Source organism: Streptomyces sp. NBC_00306 (assembly GCF_036169555.1).
Lineage (GTDB): Bacteria > Actinomycetota > Actinomycetes > Streptomycetales > Streptomycetaceae > Streptomyces > Streptomyces achmelvichensis.
Window position 1 is genome coordinate 1,008,040 of sequence record NZ_CP108032.1, and the last position, 18,803, is coordinate 1,026,842.

General features: G+C 72.3%; 16 protein-coding genes. 11 read left to right on the top strand and 5 right to left on the bottom strand.

Going from position 1 to position 18,803, the window contains the following annotated elements:
- The first annotated feature begins 9 nt into the window (after nucleotides 1–9).
- The 3 genes from OHA05_RS04430 (at nucleotide 10) to OHA05_RS04440 (ending at nucleotide 2,692) form a co-directional block, all read left to right on the top strand.
- Nucleotides 10–687 (top strand): uracil-DNA glycosylase, encoded by a 678-nt coding sequence (locus OHA05_RS04430; RefSeq protein ID WP_313947717.1) that lies wholly within the window; start codon nucleotides 10–12, stop codon nucleotides 685–687.
- Nucleotides 684–1,676, top strand: a complete 993-nt coding sequence (locus OHA05_RS04435) for an N-acetylglucosamine kinase (protein ID WP_313947716.1) — start codon at nucleotides 684–686, stop codon at nucleotides 1,674–1,676. The genes OHA05_RS04430 and OHA05_RS04435 overlap by 4 nt, the downstream gene beginning before the upstream one ends.
- Nucleotides 1,677–1,771: 95 nt before the next feature.
- Nucleotides 1,772–2,692 carry a sirohydrochlorin chelatase gene (locus OHA05_RS04440; RefSeq protein WP_313947715.1) on the top strand — a complete coding sequence of 307 codons (921 nt, stop codon included), beginning with the start codon at nucleotides 1,772–1,774 and terminating at the stop codon, nucleotides 2,690–2,692.
- Nucleotides 2,693–2,773: 81 nt separating this feature from the next.
- On the opposite strand, the gene OHA05_RS04445 is transcribed toward OHA05_RS04440, so the two are convergent.
- From OHA05_RS04445 to OHA05_RS04455, 3 genes are all read right to left on the bottom strand, one after another.
- The gene (locus tag OHA05_RS04445; protein WP_313947714.1) at nucleotides 2,774–3,823 is read right to left on the bottom strand and encodes a lactonase family protein; all 1,050 of its coding nucleotides are present in this window, start codon (nucleotides 3,821–3,823) and stop codon (nucleotides 2,774–2,776) included.
- Nucleotides 3,824–3,933: 110 nt separating this feature from the next.
- On the bottom strand, nucleotides 3,934–5,184 hold the full coding sequence (locus OHA05_RS04450; RefSeq protein ID WP_313947713.1) for a nitric oxide synthase oxygenase: 1,251 nt from the start codon (nucleotides 5,182–5,184) through the stop codon (nucleotides 3,934–3,936).
- A gap of 130 nt (nucleotides 5,185–5,314) precedes the next feature.
- Nucleotides 5,315–6,823 carry an FUSC family protein gene (locus tag OHA05_RS04455; RefSeq protein ID WP_313949107.1) on the bottom strand — a complete coding sequence of 503 codons (1,509 nt, stop codon included), beginning with the start codon at nucleotides 6,821–6,823 and terminating at the stop codon, nucleotides 5,315–5,317.
- A 243-nt stretch (nucleotides 6,824–7,066) separates the two neighbouring features.
- On the opposite strand from OHA05_RS04455, the gene OHA05_RS04460 reads away from it, so the two are divergent.
- The 3 genes from OHA05_RS04460 (at nucleotide 7,067) to OHA05_RS04470 (ending at nucleotide 10,132) form a co-directional block, all read left to right on the top strand.
- Nucleotides 7,067–7,549 (top strand): Lrp/AsnC family transcriptional regulator, encoded by a 483-nt coding sequence (locus tag OHA05_RS04460; protein WP_313947712.1) that lies wholly within the window; start codon nucleotides 7,067–7,069, stop codon nucleotides 7,547–7,549.
- A gap of 25 nt (nucleotides 7,550–7,574) precedes the next feature.
- Complete coding sequence (locus tag OHA05_RS04465) at nucleotides 7,575–8,258, top strand: HAD family hydrolase (protein WP_313947711.1); 684 nt, start codon at nucleotides 7,575–7,577, stop codon at nucleotides 8,256–8,258.
- A 188-nt stretch (nucleotides 8,259–8,446) separates the two neighbouring features.
- Nucleotides 8,447–10,132 (top strand): ribonuclease J, encoded by a 1,686-nt coding sequence (locus OHA05_RS04470; protein WP_313947710.1) that lies wholly within the window; start codon nucleotides 8,447–8,449, stop codon nucleotides 10,130–10,132.
- Nucleotides 10,133–10,185: 53 nt separating this feature from the next.
- On the opposite strand, the gene OHA05_RS04475 is transcribed toward OHA05_RS04470, so the two are convergent.
- Nucleotides 10,186–10,737 (bottom strand): DoxX family protein, encoded by a 552-nt coding sequence (locus tag OHA05_RS04475; RefSeq protein WP_328859873.1) that lies wholly within the window; start codon nucleotides 10,735–10,737, stop codon nucleotides 10,186–10,188.
- A 219-nt stretch (nucleotides 10,738–10,956) separates the two neighbouring features.
- Here OHA05_RS04475 and OHA05_RS04480 point away from each other — a divergent pair, with 219 nt between their 5' ends.
- The 3 genes from OHA05_RS04480 to OHA05_RS04490 all read left to right on the top strand — a co-directional run bounded on the left by OHA05_RS04480 (nucleotide 10,957) and on the right by OHA05_RS04490 (nucleotide 15,473).
- Nucleotides 10,957–12,615 carry a glycoside hydrolase family 13 protein gene (locus OHA05_RS04480; RefSeq protein WP_328863332.1) on the top strand — a complete coding sequence of 553 codons (1,659 nt, stop codon included), beginning with the start codon at nucleotides 10,957–10,959 and terminating at the stop codon, nucleotides 12,613–12,615.
- Nucleotides 12,616–12,783: 168 nt separating this feature from the next.
- Nucleotides 12,784–13,782 (top strand): TIGR03885 family FMN-dependent LLM class oxidoreductase, encoded by a 999-nt coding sequence (locus tag OHA05_RS04485; RefSeq protein WP_328859874.1) that lies wholly within the window; start codon nucleotides 12,784–12,786, stop codon nucleotides 13,780–13,782.
- Entirely contained in the window at nucleotides 13,779–15,473 is a 1,695-nt protein-coding gene (locus OHA05_RS04490; RefSeq protein WP_328859875.1) for an alpha-amylase family protein, read from the top strand. Before OHA05_RS04485 ends, OHA05_RS04490 begins: the two co-directional genes overlap by 4 nt.
- Before the next feature lie 27 nt (nucleotides 15,474–15,500).
- Here OHA05_RS04490 and OHA05_RS04495 read toward each other — a convergent pair whose 3' ends face one another.
- Entirely contained in the window at nucleotides 15,501–15,923 is a 423-nt protein-coding gene (locus OHA05_RS04495) for a YjbQ family protein (RefSeq protein WP_313947706.1), read from the bottom strand.
- Nucleotides 15,924–16,147: 224 nt separating this feature from the next.
- On the opposite strand from OHA05_RS04495, the gene OHA05_RS04500 reads away from it, so the two are divergent.
- Nucleotides 16,148–17,338: an NAD(P)/FAD-dependent oxidoreductase gene (locus tag OHA05_RS04500; RefSeq protein ID WP_328859876.1), complete on the top strand. Its 1,191-nt coding sequence runs from the start codon at nucleotides 16,148–16,150 to the stop codon at nucleotides 17,336–17,338.
- A gap of 118 nt (nucleotides 17,339–17,456) precedes the next feature.
- Nucleotides 17,457–18,797 carry a 2-oxoadipate dioxygenase/decarboxylase gene (gene hglS, locus OHA05_RS04505; protein ID WP_328859877.1) on the top strand — a complete coding sequence of 447 codons (1,341 nt, stop codon included), beginning with the start codon at nucleotides 17,457–17,459 and terminating at the stop codon, nucleotides 18,795–18,797.
- Nucleotides 18,798–18,803: the final 6 nt, after the last annotated feature.

An 18,803-nucleotide genomic window follows, 5' to 3' on the forward strand; every position in this document is an offset into this window, starting at 1 on the left:
TGACGCCCCGTGGCAGCACGACCGTTGAAGGACATTGTGGAGCCGGGATGGGCCGACGCCCTCGAACCGGTGGCCGAACGCATCGCCGCGATGGGCGACTTCCTGCGCGCGGAGATCGCCGCCGGACGCACCTATCTGCCGGCCGGACCGAATGTGCTGCGCGCTTTCCAGCAGCCGTTCGAGGACGTCCGGGTGCTGATCGTCGGTCAGGACCCGTATCCGACACCCGGGCACGCGGTGGGGCTGAGCTTCTCCGTCGCGCCCGAGGTGCGGCCGGTGCCGGGCAGTCTGGACAACATCTTCCGGGAGATGCACGCGGACCTCGGGCATCCCCGGCCCTCCAACGGCGATCTGACGCCCTGGGCCCGCCAGGGTGTGCTGCTGCTGAACAGGGCGCTGACCACCGCACCCCGCAAGACGGCGGCCCACCGCGGCAAGGGCTGGGAAGAGGTGACCGAACAGGCGATCCGTGCGCTCGTGGCGCGTGGCAAGCCACTGGTCTCCGTGCTCTGGGGGCGTGACGCCCGCAATCTGCGCCCGCTGCTCGGTGATCTTCCGGCGATCGAGTCCGCGCACCCCTCCCCCATGTCGGCGGACCGGGGCTTCTTCGGCTCGCGCCCGTTCAGCCGGGCCAACGACCTCCTGCGACGCCAGGGCGCCGAGCCCGTCGACTGGCAGCTTCCGTGACCGCGAGCCGGGTCCTCGGTGTGGACTCCGGCGGTTCCGGGCTGCGCGTGGCCCTCGCCGATGTCTCGGCGCCCCGGCGTGCCGAGACGCTCGCCTCACGGGAACCGGTACGTACCGGCGGCTCGGGCATCGACGCCGGGCACCTGCTGGAGCAGGTGCTGCCGATGGCGCGTGCCCTGCTGGACCGGGCCGGCGGCGGCGAGGTGTCCGCGGTCGCGATCGGTGCCGCCGGGATGGGGACCCTCGGCGGGCAATTGCGCGCGGAGCTTCCGGCCGCGCTGGGCGAGACGCTGGGTGTCGATCGCCTCGCGCTCGCCGCGGACGCCGTCACGGCCTATGCGGGGGCGCTGGGGCAGCGTCCCGGCGCGGTGGTCGCCGCGGGCACCGGTCTGATCGCGCTGGGCACCGATCTGTCGGCCTGGCAGCGCGCCGACGGCTGGGGTCATCTGCTCGGGGACAGCGGCGGCGGAGCCTGGATCGGACGCGCCGGGCTGGACGCGGCGCTGCGGGCGCACGACGGGAGGCGCGGCGGTTCCGTCGCTCTGCTCGCCGCCATGGAGTCGGCGTTCGGTCCGGCGCAGGAACTGCCGGCCCAGCTGTACCCGCGTACCGACCGGCCCGCCGTGCTGGCTTCCTTCGCGCCGGAGGTGGGGCGCTGCGCCGCGGGCGGCGACGCTGTGGCGGCGGACATCCTCGCCCGTGCCGCCGGGCACATCGCGGAGTCGGCGTCGGCCGTGTGCCCGCCGGCCGGCGTAGGGGCCGAGGCGCCTCAAGTGGCGCTGACGGGCGGTCTGTTGAAGATGGGCGACCCCCTGCTCGTACCGCTGAGGGCCGAGCTCGCCTCCCAACTGCCGTCCGCCGGGCAGGTCGCCGCGGCCGGGGATCCGCTCGACGGGGCGCTCCTCATCGCCGCCGCGCTGGCACAGGACGCGCTGCGGCTGCCCCGCCATCCGACGCTGCTGTACGTCCCGGCAGAGCAGGGCAGATGAGACACCGCGAACTCATCGGATAAATACGGACAGACGACGCGGGACCGCCCCCTCCCCGAACAGCCGCACCCACAAAACCAGTAGCATGCGGCGCCATGAGCTCCCCCACTGGGCCGGCATCCGGCCTGCCTGTACGAAGCCCGCGACCGCGTCAGTCCGGACGGCACCGCCGCCCGGAACCCGTGGCCGCTCCCGAGGGCGCGCCCGCGCTTGTGCTCGCCGTGCCCGGCGCTCCCGGGCCCTCCACCCGGAGCCTGGCCGAAGAGGTCATAAGCATCGCCCGGTCCGAGCTTCCCGGCCTCGAGGCCGGCATCGGCTACCTCGACGGCGACGACTCCGAGTACCCCACCCTCGCGACCGTGCTCGCCCACACCGCCGCGCGCCGGACCGAGCGGTACGAGATCGCCAGAGCGGCCGGCCGTGAAGTGGCGGAGCCCGAGGGCCCCGCCGCCGTCGTGGTGCCGCTGCTCGCGGGGCCGGACAACGTCCTGATGCGGCGCATCCGCCAGGCCGTCATGGACAGCCGCGCCGCCGCCGAGCTGACGGACGTCCTCGGCCCGCACCCGCTGCTCGCCGAGGCGATGCACGTGCGGCTCTCCGAGGCGGGGCTCGCCCGCGCCGACCGCGCACGGCTGTTCACCGTCGCCACGGCCGCCGACGGCATCATCCTGGCCACGGTGGGCGGTGACGAGGCCGTCCAGGCCGCCGGCATCACCGGCATGCTGCTCGCCGCACGGCTCGCGGTGCCGGTCATGGCCGCGGCCCTCGACCAGGAGGGCGCCGTCGCCGCGATCGGTGACCAGCTGCGCGGTTCCGGTTCGACGCAGCTGGCCTTGGCGCCGTACCTCGTCGGCCCCGAGCTGCCCGAGGGTCTGCTCGACGCCGCCGTGAAGGAGGCCGGCTGCGCTGCGTCCGAGCCGCTGGGCGCCTACCCGGCGATCGGCAAGCTGGTGCTGTCCCAGTACGCGGCCGCGCTGGGCATCAGCCCGCAGCCGCAGGGCTCGCCCGCTCACTGACGGACACCGCACGACGCGTCGGGCCCGCACCGTCAGCTCGGTGCGGGCCCTTCCCGCGGGCCGGGGAGCCCCGGGGGTGCGTCAGGCGAAGACCACGCAGGAGGCCGCGGGGGCGTCCAGGGAGCCCGCCCGGTGCGGCACTCCGGTGTCGGGGTCGATGTCGAACCAGGTGACGTTGCCGGAGCGCTCGTTGGCCGCGTAGAGCCTGCGGCCGGTCGGGTCCAGGACCAGGTCGCGCGGCCAGTGGCCGCCGCACGGGACGGTCGTGATCAGCTCCGGCCGTTCACCGCTCTCGTCGAGCGCGAGGACGGCGATGCTGTCGTGTCCGCGGTTCGCGGCCCACAGATGGCGGCCGTCGTGCGAGACCACCACCTCGGAGGGGTAGACGGGCCCGTCCGCGCCGTCGGGCAGCACGGGCGTCTCACCGACCGGTTCGAGCACGCCCGTGTCCGCGTCCCAGCGGCAGACGGTGAGGGTCGGTTCGAGCTCGTTCAGCACATAGGCGTGTGTGCCGGCGGGGTGGAACGCCAGATGGCGGGGCCCGGTGCCGGGGCGCAGCGCCGTTTCGCGGTGCTGCGTCAGTTCGCCGGCCTCGGGGTCGAGCGCGAAGACGCGTACGGCGTCGGTCCCGAGGTCGACTCCGAGGACCCAGCGTCCGCTGGGGTCGGGCAGCACCTGGTGGGCGTGCGGACCGCGCTGCCGGTCCGGGTGCGGGCCTGCACCCTCGTGCTGGAGCACACCGCTGGCAGCGTCCGGCTCACCGCCGGTCTTGACGGGGAGCACGCTCACGCTGCCGGAGCCGTAGTTGGCCGTGAGCAGATGGCCGTCGCTGTAGGTGAGATGGGTCGGCCCGGCGCCGCAGACGGGCACGCGGCCGCCGATCGGCCTGGGAGCCGAACCCTGCACGTCGAAGGCCGCCACGGCCCCCTCAGAGGTCTCGGAGACGGCATAGAGGACCGGCCCGCCGGGGGCGGTCGCCAGCGTGAGGTACGAGGGATCCGCGAGAGCGTCGCTGGCTCCCGTCTCGGTCAGGGCTCCGGTCGTCCCGTCCACGGCGGCGGCGATGATCCCCCGGCCGCCGGCGGAGGTGAAGGACCCTATGAATGCCCGTCCGGTGTTCGTGTTGCCCACGCCGTTCCCTCCCACTGTTCCCACGGATCTCTCGTGCCCCGCCGATCGCTCCTGCCCCGCTGATCGTTGGTGGCCCGGCCGACGGTAGCAGCGGTCTAGACCAAGTGTCGTCACCCGTTCCAGACCCCGGCCGCACGAGCGCGGGCCTCCGGGTGATGGACGTAGGCGGGTCTCCACTCGGTCGGGTCGTAGGTGCGGTGGAACACGGGGGTCGCCGAGCCCGACATCGGCGGCACGATCCACGACCAGTCGGCGCCGACCCCGCGCCCCCGGCTCTCCTCCCGGTCGATGTGGGTGAGGAAGCGGCGCGACTCGGTGTGATGGTCGGTGACGGTCACCCCGGCGCGGTCGAAGGAGTGCAGGACGGCCCGGTTCAGCTCCACGAGCGCGCGGTCCTTCCAGAGCGAGCGGTCCGTGGTGGTGTCGAGCCCCAGCAGTTCGGCGACGCGCGGCAGCAGGTCGTAGCGGTCGGTGTCGGCGAGATTGCGCGCGCCTATCTCGGTGCCCATGTACCAGCCGTTGAACGGCGCCGCCGGGTAGCAGACCCCGCCGATCTCCAGGCACATGTTGGCGATCGCCGGGACGGCGTGCCAGCGCAGACGGAGGTCGGCGCACCAGTCGTCCTCGGGGTGTCTCAGCTCGACCTCCAGCACCGCGTCCGGCGGCAGGTCGAACAGGCGGGGCTTGCGGTCGGCGTCCTCGACGACCAGGGGCAGGACGTCGAAGGGCGTACCGGGCCCGCCCGGCCAGCCGAGGCGCAGGGCGAGTTCGGTGAGACCCGCGTTGCGCGGATCGCCGACGACGGCTCCCCCGCCGGTGCGGTAGCCCGCGTACCGCACGAGCTGTTCGTTCCAGATCCGCGGGCCGGGCCGGTCGGGGGTGTCCGGGGCGAACACGGTGATCAGGGGCCTGATGTGGCCGCCGTTGGTCGCCTCCCGCAGATGGAGGGCCGCCTCGCGGGCGACTGATTCGGCGTCCTCGACCTGGCGGCGGTCGCGGACACGCAGGGAGCGCCAGTAGAGGCGGCCGATGCAACGGTTGCTGTTGCGCCAGGCGACCCGGGCGCCGTAGGCGAGTTCGTCGGCGGTGTGCCGATAGGTGCCGGTAGCGTCGATCTCCGCGCGTACGGCGGCGATCCGGGCCGCCGGGTCCACTCCCGGGCGCTCCTCGCGGTGATGGAGCCGGACGAAGTCCTCGGCCTCCTCGACCACTGCGCCCGCCGCGTGGGGCGTGACGGCGATCGGCCGGCCGGAGCCGGTGACGGGGCAGCGGCTCTCCGTCACCGGCTCCGGCCTGCCGGGGGCGTGCGCCTCTTCCGGGACGAGGGCCCTCCGCAGCGATCTGAGCAGTGACTTCCGCATGGTGCGTACCCCCGGGGCCCTGGAAGGACGTACGTGGATGCCGCACTGGTTACCCAGTGAACACGCTGATCCACCCTCTGTGTACGCGGAGAAAATGCCTCATTCACGTGCTTCCTGTCCATGCCCCTGGTCAGGCGGGCACGAGCGGGGCGCGCGGGGATGTGTGCAGCGGCGCGGCGAGGTCCGCGAGCGCCTGCTCCAGTGCATGGAGGTGCGTGAGTGCAACGTCGGACGCGAGGTGAGCGTGGGGCGCGAGAGCCGCGCTGTCAGCGTCGGCGCGGCCCGCCGCGGGGGCCACGAGCGCGTGGACGGCGGTCTCGACGCGGCGACAGGCGGTGGCCAGGCGCGCGTCGTGCGAGGCCGTGCGGCCGGCCGGCTCCGCGGCGACGGCGGCGAGCCCGCGCACCTCTCGCGCGCAGTCGTCGAGCAGCACGATGACCTGCCGGGCGCGCGCCTTGCGGGCCCGGAGCGGGCTCAGCGGGTGGACGAGCGGGGCGAGGGACAGGCGCACCCGGCCGAGCAGCAGCTCCAGCTCCGCCGCGAGGGACGCGGGGTCGGCCGTGCTGTCCCCGGCCAGCCGGCGGGCGGCCGCGGTGGTGCAGCCGTGGACGCAGGTCAGCGCGCGCCGGATCCAGGCATCGGTCGCGGCGTGCGTGGTGACGGGCAGGATCAGGGCGACTCCGAGGGCCGCGCCGAGGGCACCGACCGCCGTCTCCTGGAAGCGGAGGAGCAGCAGGCCCGGGTGGAGGACGCCGAGGAGCCCGTAGAGCAGGCCCGCCATGACGGTGACGAAGAACATCATCCAGCTGTAGGAGGGCGCGGCGGTGTAGAAGATCCCGAAGACGCAGACGGCGACGAGCGCGGCGGTCGGCAGCGGGGCGCCGGCGATGGGGATCGCGATCAGGAGTCCCGCGGCGATGCCGGTGACCGTTCCGACGACACGGCGGAAGCCGCGGACGAGGGTCTCGCCGCGCGAAGCGGTGTTGACGAAGATCCACCAGGCGGTTCCCACGGCCCAGTAGAAGCGGTCGGGCGAGACGACCTCGCCCACGGCGAGTGCCACGGCGCAGGCGAAGGTCGCCTGGAAGGCCTGGCGGGTGGTGGGGCGGGCGAGTCCGGTGCCGGGCAGCGGCGCGGGGGCAGCGGGCGGCGGGGTGCGCCGTTCGATGCACCACAGGCCGAAGCGGACCGCCGAGGCGGCGGCGAGGGCCAGTGCCACCGCCGCGTACAGCTCCGGCAGCTGGGCCGGGAGCGCGTGCAGGAACTGGGTGACGAAGAACATCATGAACGCGAAGATGCCGAGCGCGTGTCCGCGCAGCCCCCAGCGCCGGGCGTAGACCCCGCAGAAGACCACGACGAGCCAGGCGGCGGCGCGCAGCAGCGGCTCACCGTGCAGGGTGGTCGCGAGGGCGAGTACGGGGAAGCCCGCGGCGGGCAGCAGCGCGGTGGTGACCGCCTGGCGGCGCACGGTCGCGTCGCCGACGGTGAACAGCGCGAGGAGGGCGGCGAGACCGCCGGTGATCGAGGCGACGAGGGAGAGCCCGGCGGCTTCGGCGGCGGCGACCGCGAGGCCGATACCGAGCACGGCGCGCAGGGAGACACGCAGCCGCAGACGCCCCGGGTCGGGGGCGCTGAACATCCTCTTCACACCGGTCACGCTCCTCACGGCTGTCGTCCCGCCCCCTCGCTGTTCGGCTCACCCTGCAGACACGGCAAAGGCGCCGCGGGTCCGGAGTGGCGGCGTCGCCGGTCCGGCGCTGCGCAGCGCCCTCTCACCAGAGGAAAGCATTCCGGATGCCGGTGGCTCAACTCGATCGGTCCGAGGTGGGCCATTGGTACAGTCGATGGCGGATCATCCGGACCAGCAGGAGGCCAACGGACCATGGCCGTGGACGCGCTCGACACCCGCATCCTGCGACTGCTGATGGAGCAGCCGCGCACCAGCGCGCGGGAGTACGCCCGGCTGCTGGGCATCGCGCGGGGCACCCTGCAGGCCCGGATCGACCGCCTCGAACGGGACGGCGTGATCACCGGCACGGGGCCCCACCTCTCCCCCGCCGCTCTCGGTCATCCGGTGCTGGCCTTCGTCCACATCGAGGTCACCCAGGGGCATCTGGACGAGGTCGGCGACGCGCTGGCGGCCATCCCGGAGATCATCGAGGCCTTCTCCATCACCGGCGGCGGTGATCTGCTGACCCGGGTCGCCGCCCGTGACAACGGCCATCTGGAGGACGTCATCCAGCGCCTGATCCAGCTGCCGGGCGTAGTGCGCACCCGCACCGAGATGGCGCTGCGCGAGCGCGTGGCGCACCGGCTGCTGCCGCTGGTCGAGTCGGTCGGTCGGGCAGCCGGCAGCGGCCGCTGAACCGCGCCTTGGCATGCTGGGGGGCATGAGCCAGCCGCGCACCCCTTCGGTCATCTTCGACCTCGACGGAACACTCGTGGACAGCGAGCCGAACTACTACGAGGCGGGGCGCAGGCTGCTCGCCGAGTACGGCGTGACCGACTTCGGCTGGGAGCGCCACACCGACTTCATCGGCATCGGGACGCGCGAGACCCTGGAGGCGCTGCGCGAGGAGTACACGATCTCCGCACCCGTCGAGGAACTGCTGGCCGGCAAGAACCGGCACTACCTGGCACTCGCCGCCGCGTCGACGGACGTGTACCCGCAGATGCGGGGGCTCGTGGAGCTGCTGCACGGCGAGGGGGTGCCGATGGCCGTGGCGTCCGGCTCGTCCCGGGCCGCCATCGAGGCGGTGCTCGCCGCCACCGGCCTGGACGCCTTCCTCACCACCCTCGTCTCGGCCGAGGAGGTCGGGCGCGGCAAGCCGGAACCCGATGTCTTCCTGGAGGCGGCCCGCCGGCTCGGCGCCGAGCCCGCCGACTGCGTCGTGCTGGAGGACGCCCCGCCGGGTGCGGCGGCCGCCCACGCAGCGGGGATGCGGTGCATCGCGATCCCGTACGTGGCGGCGACGGCCGACGATCCTGCGTTCCGCGCGGCGGGACTGCTGTACGCGGGCGGCCAGAGCGAGTTCACGGCACGGGCGGCGTACGACTGGATCACCGCTCCGTAGTGCCGCGACGCGGTTCGGCATCTCCGCTCCGGAGCGGAGATGCCGCCCGACAGCGCCACCGCACCGGGGCGCCGTCCGCCCTCGGGCAGGTGGTTCACCCGGGGTCGTCCGGAGGACCTGGCGGACCGGAGCCACGGGAGGGGTATGCCAAAGGATCACCCCAGGGGCCTCTCCGGTAACGTCGAGGCATGAGCCACCCGCACCCAGAGCTGAAAGCCGCCCCGCCGCTGCCCAAGGGAGGGCTGAGGGTCGTCGCCCTGGGCGGCCTGGGCGAGATCGGCCGCAACATGACGGTCTTCGAGCACAACGGCAAACTGCTCATCGTCGACTGCGGTGTGCTGTTCCCCGAGGAGCACCAGCCGGGTGTGGACGTGATCCTTCCCGACTTCACCTCGATCCGGGACCGCCTGGACGACATCGTGGCGATCGTGCTGACCCACGGCCACGAGGACCACATCGGCGCGGTGCCGTATCTGCTGCGCGAGCGGCGCGACATTCCCGTCGTCGGCTCGAAGCTCACGCTCGCGTTCCTGGAGGCCAAGCTCAAGGAGCACGGCATCAAGCCGCGTTCGGTGCGGGTCAAGGAGGGCGACCGCCGCGGGTTCGGCCCGTTCGACTGCGAGTTCGTCGCGGTCAACCACTCCATCCCGGACAGCCTCGCGATCGCGATCCGCACCGGCGCCGGAATGGTGCTGCACACCGGTGACTTCAAGATGGACCAGTTCCCGCTGGACCAGCGGATCACCGACCTGCGTGCCTTCGCCCGCCTCGGCGAGGAGGGTGTGGACCTGTTCCTCACCGACTCCACCAACGCCGAGGTGCCCGGCTTCACCACCTCGGAACGCGACCTGAACCCCGCCATCGAGCAGGTGATGCGCACGGCGCCGCGGCGTGTCATCGTCTCCAGCTTCGCCAGCCATGTGCACCGCATCCAGCAGGTGCTGGACGCCGCCCACCAGTACGGCCGCAAGGTCGCCTTCGTGGGCCGGTCGATGGTCCGCAACATGGGTATCGCCCGCGATCTGGGCTATCTCAAGGTTCCCCAGGGCCTGATCGTGGGTCTGAAGGAACTGGAGAAGCTGCCGGACCACCAGATCACCCTGGTGTGCACCGGGTCCCAGGGCGAGCCGATGGCCGCGCTCTCGCGGATGGCCAACCGCGACCACATGATCCGTATCGGTGAGGGCGACACCGTCCTCCTCGCCAGCTCACTGATCCCGGGCAACGAGAACGCGATCTACCGCGTGATCAACGGCCTGACCCGGTGGGGCGCCAACGTCGTCCACAAGGGCAATGCCAAGGTTCACGTCTCCGGCCACGCCAGCGCCGGCGAACTCGTCTACTGCTACAACATCGTGAAGCCGCGTCACGTCATGCCGGTCCACGGCGAGTGGCGTCATCTGCGCGCCAACGGTGACCTGGCCATCCGTACCGGCGTCGAGCCGGACCGCGTGATCATCGCCGAGGACGGTGTCGTCGTGGACCTCGTCGACGGACGCGCCTCCATCACCGGCAAGGTGCCCGCGGGCAACGTCTACGTGGACGGCATGGCCGTCGGCGGCGCCACCGAGGCCTCCCTCAAGGACCGCGTGACCCTCGCCGAGGAAGGCGTGGTCACCGTCGTCGCCATCGTGGACGCCGACACCGGGGCGCTGGCGGAGGCACCGGACTTCCTGGCCCGCGGATTCGTCCATGACGATTCGACCTTCGAGACGGTCGTCCCGGTGATCGAGAAGGTCCTGGCGAAGGCCGCGCTGGAAGGCGTCGGCGACGCCCTCCAGCTGGAGCAGCTCATCAGCCGCGCGGTGGCGTCCTGGGCGTTCCGGACCCACCGCCGCAAGCCGCTCGTCATCCCGGTGATCATCGACGCCTGACGGCCGCCGAGCCGTACGGGGCGCTGGCGCGCGGTGCGCGGCGCCGGTGCGGCTCAGCCCACCGGCAGACGGTCGCGTACCGTGCCCGCCGCCGACCGCACGTCGTGCGCCACGCCGGAGACCGCCGCACCCAGATCGCGTCCGGCGCGACGGGTGCGGCGCCGGCCTGCGGAGGCGGCGGTGCGCGAGCGGTAGGCCAGCGACGGCTTCCCGTGCGTGTCCGCCGCCGCGATCAGCAGACCGCCGAAGAGGGACACGTTCTTGGTGAACTGGGTGCGCAGGCGAGCCCGTTCCTCGGGGTCCTCGGTCTTCCACCAGGCGTGCCCGGCCAGCGTGGTCGGGACGAGCGAGGCGGCCAGGGCGAGGGCCGAGGCACGCGGAAAACGACCGGCCGCGAGCAGCACGCCGGCGCCCAGCTGGACGGCGCCGTTGATCCGGACCAGCCGCTCGGTGTCCTCCGGCAGCCGGGGCACCCGTTCGGCGACGGGCAGCGCCACGGGTGCGGCGGCCGGCGCCACGGAGCGCGGGTCGAGCAGCGTACGGAATCCTCCCGAGACGAAGACGGAGGCGAGCAGGGGGCGGGCGGCTGTCCTGAGAATGGCCATGGTGAGCGCCTGCCCCGGGCGCGGGCGGGCACGCCCGCGCATCCTCCGTCCGGCCTAGGGCCCCTTCGCGACGACCGCCAGTAGGACCGCCGTCGCGGGGGAAGGAGGGGGGAAGAAGTCCCGCGATCGGATACGCATCGGACCAGGGAGGAAGCCATCGCAGCCGACGGCGTACCGCAGGAGGGCGACGCGTGGTGGAAGTCCGCGGTCGTCTACCAGATCTATCCGCGCAGCTTCGCGGACTCCGACGGCGACGGCATCGGTGACCTCGCCGGCATCACGCAGCGCCTGGACCATCTCGCGGATCTGGGCATCGACGTCATCTGGCTGTCGCCGGTCTACCCCTCGCCCCAGGACGACAACGGCTACGACATCAGCGACTACCAGGACATCGACCCGGTCTTCGGCGACCTGGCGGCGTTCGACCGGCTGCTGGCGGCCGTGCACGAACGCGGGATGAAGCTGGTGATGGACCTGGTGGTCAACCACACCTCCGACGAGCACCCGTGGTTCCAGGAGTCCCGCGATCCTCGGAGCCCCCGGCGCGACTGGTACTGGTGGCGGCCTCCGCGCGACGGCCGCGAACCGAACAACTGGGGCTCCTTCTTCTCCGGACCCACCTGGACGCACGACCCCGCGAGCGACGGGTACTACCTCCATCTCTTCTCGCCCAAGCAGCCGGACCTCAACTGGGAGCACCCGCAGCTGCGTCAGGCCGTGTACGCGATGATGCGCTGGTGGCTCGACCGCGGTGTCGACGGCTTCCGGATGGATGTCGTCAACTTCATCTCCAAGGACCCGGCGCTGCCGGACGGCGCCGTGACCGGTGACGGCCCCCTCGGCGACGGCTCGCCCCACTTCGTGTGCGGTCCCCGTATCCACGACCACCTCCAGGAGATGCACCGCGAGGTCTTCGCCCGGTACCCGGGGCGGCTGCTGACCGTGGGCGAGATGCCGGGCGTGACCGTGGAGCAGGCCCGGCTGTTCACCGATCCGGCGCGAGCCGAGGTCGACATGGTCTTCCAGTTCGAGCATGTCGGACTCGACCACGGCCGCCACAAGTTCGACCTGAGGCCCCTGCGTCTGACCGACCTCAAGGCCTCACTCGGGCGCTGGCAGACGGAGCTCGCGGACACCGGCTGGAACAGCCTGTACTGGAACAACCACGACCAGCCCCGCGCGGTCTCCCGCTTCGGCGACGACAGCCCCCGGCACCGTGTGCGCTCCGCCACCGCGCTGGCCACCGTGCTGCATCTGCACCGGGGCACGCCCTACGTCTACCAGGGCGAGGAACTGGGCATGGCCAACGCGCCGTTCCGCTCGATCGAGGACTTCCGGGACATCGAGACGCTCAACCACTACGCGCAGTCGCTCCGGGCCGGGGAGAAGCCCGAGGACGTCCTGCCGGGCCTGCGGGCGATGGGCCGGGACAACGCCCGTACCCCCATGCAGTGGGACGCGTCGCCGCACGCCGGTTTCACCACCGGCACCCCGTGGCTGCCGGTCAATCCCGATCACACCGAGGTCAACGCGGCAGCCGCCCGCGCGAACCCGGACTCCGTCTACCACCACTACCGCCGGCTGATCGCCCTGCGACACGATGAACCCGCCGTCGTGCACGGCGACTTCACGATGCTGCTGCCGGACGACGAACGGGTCTACGCCTTCACCCGGCAGCACGGCGGCACCGTACTGCTCGTGGTCGCCAACCTGAGCTCCGAGGCGGTTGCCGTGCCGCTGCCGGACGGGTGGCAGGACGCCGAACTGCTCCTCGGCAATGTCCCGGCCGGCGAGGCGACCGACGCGGCGGACCCCGCACCGTCCGGTCACGCCGTCCTCGCCCCGTGGGAGGCCCGCATCCACCGCCGCACCACCTGAGGTCACAGGGTGAAGGCCGCCTCGACGAGCATCGCGGCTCCGGCGGCCCCTCTCGGCGCGTGGCCCGGCGCACGGAGAGTCCGCGTGCCCGAGCCCACGCGCCGGGTCCGCCACCGTCGGCGAGAGCGGTGTCCCGATGATCCCGGCATCGGCGGGTAGGCGCCCTTCATGACCGTCTACGGATTTCATGCCTCGCACGAACAGGTACCGCCTGCCGACCTGCTGAGCGCGGTGGTCCACGCGGAACAGGCGGGCTTCACCGCCGCCATGTGCTCGGACCACTTCTCGCCCTGGAGCGCCCGGCAGGGTGAATCCGGCTTCGCCTGGTCGTGGCTCGGCGCCGCGTTGCAGGCGACCGACCGCATACCGTTCGGCGTCGTCAACGCGCCGGGCCAGCGGTACCACCCGGCGATCGTCGCGCAGGCGGTGGGCAGTCTCGCCGCCATGTACCCCGGACGGTTCTGGGCCGCTCTCGGCAGCGGTGAGGCGTCCAACGAGCACATCACCGGCGAGCGGTGGCCCCGCAAGGAGGTACGCAACGCGCGGCTGCGCGAGTGCGTCGACATCATCCGCGCCCTGCTGCGCGGCGAGGAGGTCAGCCATGAGGGCCTGGTGACGGTGGACCGGGCCAGGCTGTGGACCCGTCCCCCGACCCCACCGCCGCTGATCGGCGCCGCGTGCAGCGAGGCGACGGCGCGCTGGTGCGCGGACTGGGCCGACGGCCTGATCACCGTGAACGCCCCGCACGAACAGCTGACGCGGATCATCAACGCCTACCGCTCCGCCGGCGGGACCGGCCCGCTGCACCTCCAGGTCCATCTCAGCTGGGACCCCGACCACGACACGGCCCTCGCCGTCGCCCACCACCAGTGGCGTTCCAACGTCCATGGTCCGCCCGCCAGTTGGGACCTGGAGACGGCGGAGCTCTTCGACAGTGTCAGCGAGCACGTCACCCCCGAGCAGGTCGCGGACTGCGTCAACGTCTCCTCCGACCTGGGCCGGCACGCGGCCTGGCTCCAGGAGTACGCCGACCTCGGCTTCGACGCGGTGATGCTGCACCACGTCGGGCAGGAACAGGCCGCCTTCATCGAGGCGTTCGGCGCCAAGGTGCTGCCGCAGCTCGACGTGACCCGTCCGCGGGCCTACACCGCGGAGCGTGCGCGATGAGGCTGACCCGGACCTCCGACCTGTGGTGGAAGAACGCGGTGGTGTACTGCCTGGACGTCGAGACGTACCAGGACAGCAACGGCGACGGCACCGGCGACTTCGCGGGCCTCACCCAGCGGATCGACCATCTGGTGCGCCTCGGTGTCACCTGTGTGTGGCTGATGCCCTTCTACCCGACACGCGAACGCGACGACGGCTACGACATCACCGACTTCTACGGAGTCGACCCCCGCCTCGGCACGCTCGGCGACTTCACCGAGTTCGTCCGCACCGCCCGCGACCGCGGCATCCGGGTCATCGCCGACCTGGTGGTCAACCACACCTCCGAGCACCACCCCTGGTTCGAGGACGCCCGCTCGGGCCGCGACGCGGCGCACCGCGACTGGTACGTGTGGCGCGACGAGCCGCCCGAGGACGGACCCTCCGGCGTGGTCTTCCCGGACGCGGAGAAGAGCCTGTGGGAGTACGACCGGACGTCCGGCCAGTACTACCTGCACCGGTTCTACAAGCAGCAGCCCGACCTCAACATCACCAACCCGGCCGTGCGGGACGAGATAGCCCGCATCATGGGGTTCTGGACCCAGCTCGGTCTTTCCGGTTTCCGGGTCGACGCGGTGCCGTTCCTGCTGGAGACCGACGGGCAGGACGACGCCGGCCGGCTGCCCGACCCCCATGAGTACCTCGCGGATCTGCGCGCCTTCCTCGGCCGCCACTGCGGCGACGCGGTGCTGCTGGGCGAGGTCAATCTCCCCTACGACGAGACGGCGTTGTTCTTCGGCGAACCGAGCTCCGGCCGCGGCGACGAACTGACGATGTGCTTCGACTTCATCGGCATGCAGCGGATGTACCTCTCGATGGCCCGCGGCGACTCGTCCCCGCTCGCCGACGCCCTCCGTACGCGGCCCGCCGCTCCCCGCGACGCCCACTGGGCCACCTTCGTCCGCAATCACGACGAGCTGACCCTGGACAAGCTCGGCGACGACGAACGCGCCGAGGTCTTCGAGGCGTTCGGCCCCGAGAAGGACATGCAGCTCTACGACCGCGGTCTGCGCCGCAGACTGCCCCCGATGGTCGGCGGTGACAGGCGGCGGCTGGAACTCGCCTACAGCCTGCTGTTCACCCTGCCCGGTACGCCCGTCCTCTACTACGGGGAGGAGATCGGGATGGGTGAGAATCTCGCCGCGGAGGGCCGACAGGCCGTGCGCGGGCCGATGCAGTGGACCGCCGACGACGACGCCGGCTTCTCCACCGCGGACGCCGGAGCGTTCCCGAACCCGCTGTGCGAGGGCGAGTTCGGCCCCGGGCGGGTGAACGTGCACGACCAGACCCACGACGCCGGATCGCTGCTCGCGCGCATGCGCCTGATGATCGAGCGCTACCGCGGGGCGCCCGAACTGGCCTGGGGGACGTACGAGGTCCTCGACACCCCCGCGCCCGCCGTCCTCGCCCACATCAGCTCGCTCCCGGAGGGGGCCGTGCTGGCCCTGCACAATTTCGCGGACCACACGGTCACCGCGGAAACGAAGGCGCCCGAGCTGAAGCCGGGCACGGTGCTCACCGACGTGCTGACCGGCGCCGCCGTCACCATCCCGCGCGACGGCCGTCTGCGCACGGAGCTGGAGCCGTACGGCTACCGGTGGCTGCGCGTCGACACGACGGCGGACGACCCGGAGCGTACGACCGCGAGCTGACCGGGGCGGCTGTTCGCACGGTGCGGCTCAGCCGAGGAAGCTGAGCCGCACCGTGCGGCGCGGGTTGTCCTTGTTCGTGTCGACCAGGCAGACCGACTGCCAGGTGCCCAGTTCGAGACGTCCGCCGATCACCGGCAGCGTCGCGTGCGGAGGGACGAACGCGGGCAGGACGTGATCGCGGCCGTGGCCCGGGCTGCCGTGGCGGTGCTGCCAGCGGTCGTCGGCCGGGAGGAGGGTGTGCAGCGCGGCCAGCAGGTCGTCGTCGCTGCCCGCGCCCGTCTCGATCACGGCGACACCGGCCGTCGCGTGCGGGACGAAGACGTTGAGCAGTCCGTCCCGGCCGTTCGCCGCCTCCTGGAGAAACTGTTCGCAGGCGCCGGTCAGATCGGTCACCGTCTCGTCGGAGCCGGTGGTGAGGTTCAGGACCTTGGTGGTGAAGGGTGCGGGCATGGGTCCATTTTCCCCCTCCGCGGGCCGCCTGCCCGTGAAGGCCCCGGCCGGGGAGGCCGCCGTGCCGGTCGTTCGGCGGGCGACGCGCGGTACGAAACCGGCCCGTCGGCCTCCCGTGGGTGCGACGGTCGATGGACGCGAAGAGCCGGGTGTGTCCACCATGGATGCACCCCTGACACGGCTTTCCGGCGCGGCGACGTCACGAGCGGACGGGACGGTGCTCCATGATCCACAGCGCTCCGGGTGCGGACTCCCCGCCCCTCCCCTCGGCCGCGGACGTCGTGATCGTGGGCGGCGGTGTCATCGGAGCGAGCATCGCCTTCCATCTGGCCGAGGCCGGCGTCCGGGACGTCCTGGTGGTGGAGCGCGACGAGCCGGCGTCGGGATCGTCGGGGAAACCGATCGGCGGGATCCGCGCCCAGTTCTCGGACCCGCTGAACATCGGGCTGGGACAGCGCAGCCTGGAAGCCTGGCGACAGTTCGCCACCCGCCCTGGCGCCGACATCGGGCTGCGGACCATCGGGTATCTCTTCCTCCTGGGCACGGGGAAGGAGGTGGCGACGTTCGAGCGGGCCGTCGCCGTGCAGAACGATCTGGGGGTCCGCAGCCGGATCATCACGCCGCGCGAGGCTCACGAGCTGTGCCCGTACATCGATCCGTCCTCGATCGCCGCCGCGGCCCACTCCCCCGACGACGGCTGTGCGCTCCCCGGTGCCGCGGTCGGCGGGTACCTCCGTGCGGCCCGCAGGCTCGGTGCCACGGTCCTTACCCACTGCGCGGTCACCGGCATCGCCACCGACGACGGCCGGGTGCGGGCGGTGCACACCTCGTCGGGGACCGTGCGCACCGGCACCGTGGTGTGTGCCGCGGGAGCCTGGTCGGGGGCCGTCGGTGCGATGGCCGGAGTGCCGCTGCCCGTGGTCCCGTTGCGCCGCCGGATCGCGATGACGGGCCCGCTCAGGCCCGGGCCGCCGAGAATCCCGTTCACCCTGGACTTCGCGTCGTCGCTCTACTTCCACGACGACGGCGCGGGTGGGCTGGTCCTCGGGCTCTCCGACCCGCGTCAGAAGCCGGGCTTCGGACGGGAGTTCAGCGTCGAATGGCTGGAGCCGTTCCGGGAGGCGGCCCGGCGGCGGGCGCCGGCGCTCGCGTCGCTGGGGGTCCGCAGCGGCTGGGCGGGGCTGTACGAGGTGACGCCCGACCGCAACGCCCTCATCGGCCGGGCCCGCGAGGTGGACGGATTCCTGTATGCCACCGGCTTCTCCGGGCACGGTTTTCTCCAGGCCCCAGCGGTCGGCGAGATCATGCGCGATCTGTATCTGGAGGCGACGCCGTTCGTCGATGTCGGTCCGCTGTCCGCGACCCGTTTCGAAGGGAGCGCAGCCGCTGCCCGGCCCGAGGCCCACATCATCTGACGCGCGGGGATCGGACCACGAGAGGCCCGAGCCGGACATCCGGGAAGCAATAGATCCCAGAACCGTGGATCCGAGAAGCATGGATCCGAGAAGGCGCACAGCAGACAAGGAGGACCGCATGATCCCGACCTGGCGGCTGCGGGCGGCGTTCGCCCGACGCCTCTCCGACATGTACGGGGCCGAAGTGCCCGCGTACACCACGCTCCTGGAGGTGTCGGCCCAGGTCAACGACGAGGTGATCGGCAAGGACGGCGACGCGGGCCGCCTCGGCGGGATCGAGCGGGTGACGGCCGAGCGGCACGGCGCGATCCGCGTCGGCACCCCGCGTGAGATGCGCCAGGCCGCCCAGATCTTCGCCGCGCTCGGTATGCGGCCGGTCGGCTTCTACGATCTGCGCGAGGCCGCGGCCAGCTCGGTGCCGGTCGTCTCCACCGCCTTTCGTCCCGTCGAGGCCGAGGAGCTGGAACGCAATCCCTTCCGCGTCTTCACCTCCATGCTCACCACCGCCGACCGGCGGTTCTTCGACGCTGAACTCGAAGGCCGGCTGGAGTCGTTCCTCGACCGGCGCGCTCTCTTCCCTCCGGAGCTGCTGCATCTGGCGGCACAGGCGGAGCGGGAGGAGGGGCTCGACGAGGCGGCCGCGGAGCGATTCCTCACCCTGGCGGTGGCCGCTTTCGAACTCTCCCCGGAGCCCGTGGACCGGGCCTGGTACGCGGAACTGGAGCGGATCTCGGCCGTCGCCGCCGACATCGGCGGTGTCGCGAGCACGCACATCAACCACCTCACACCGCGCGTCCTCGACATCGACGAGCTCTACCGGCGGATGGGAGAGCGCGGCATCACGATGATCGACCGCATCCAGGGTCCGCCGCGGTGGGACGGTCCCGATGTCCTGCTGCGCCAGACGTCCTTCCGTGCGCTCTCGGAGGCACGGCGTTTCCGGGAGCCGGACGGCAGCATCGGCGAGGGTGCCCTGCGGGTGCGGTTCGGTGAGGTCGAGGCCCGCGGCATCGCCCTCACACGGGCGGGCCGGACGCTCTACGACGAACTGATCGGCGGATCCGCCGAGGAATGGCCGCTGCGCTTCCCCCGTACGGAACGTCAGTTGGCCGCCCGGGAGATGGGGTACTTCCGGTACGAACCGGCGGCCGGCCGGCCGCTCGACGGGCAGCGGCCGCCGCAGGACCTGCCCGGTCTGCTCGACGGCGGCTGGCTCAGCGCCCTGCCCATCGTCTACGAGGACTTCCTGCCCGCGTCGGCCGCCGGGATCTTCCAGTCGAACCTCACCGAGGAGGGCACCCGGGACCGCACGGCCATCGGCACGCACTACGACCAGCGGTGGCTCTCGGAGGTGCTGGAGCGCCCGGTCCACGACCCCTTCGATCTCTACGCCGCTCAGCAGGACCGTTCACTACGGCAGGCCCGCGAGGCCATCGGACACCCCAAGGACGCGCTGTGACAGGAC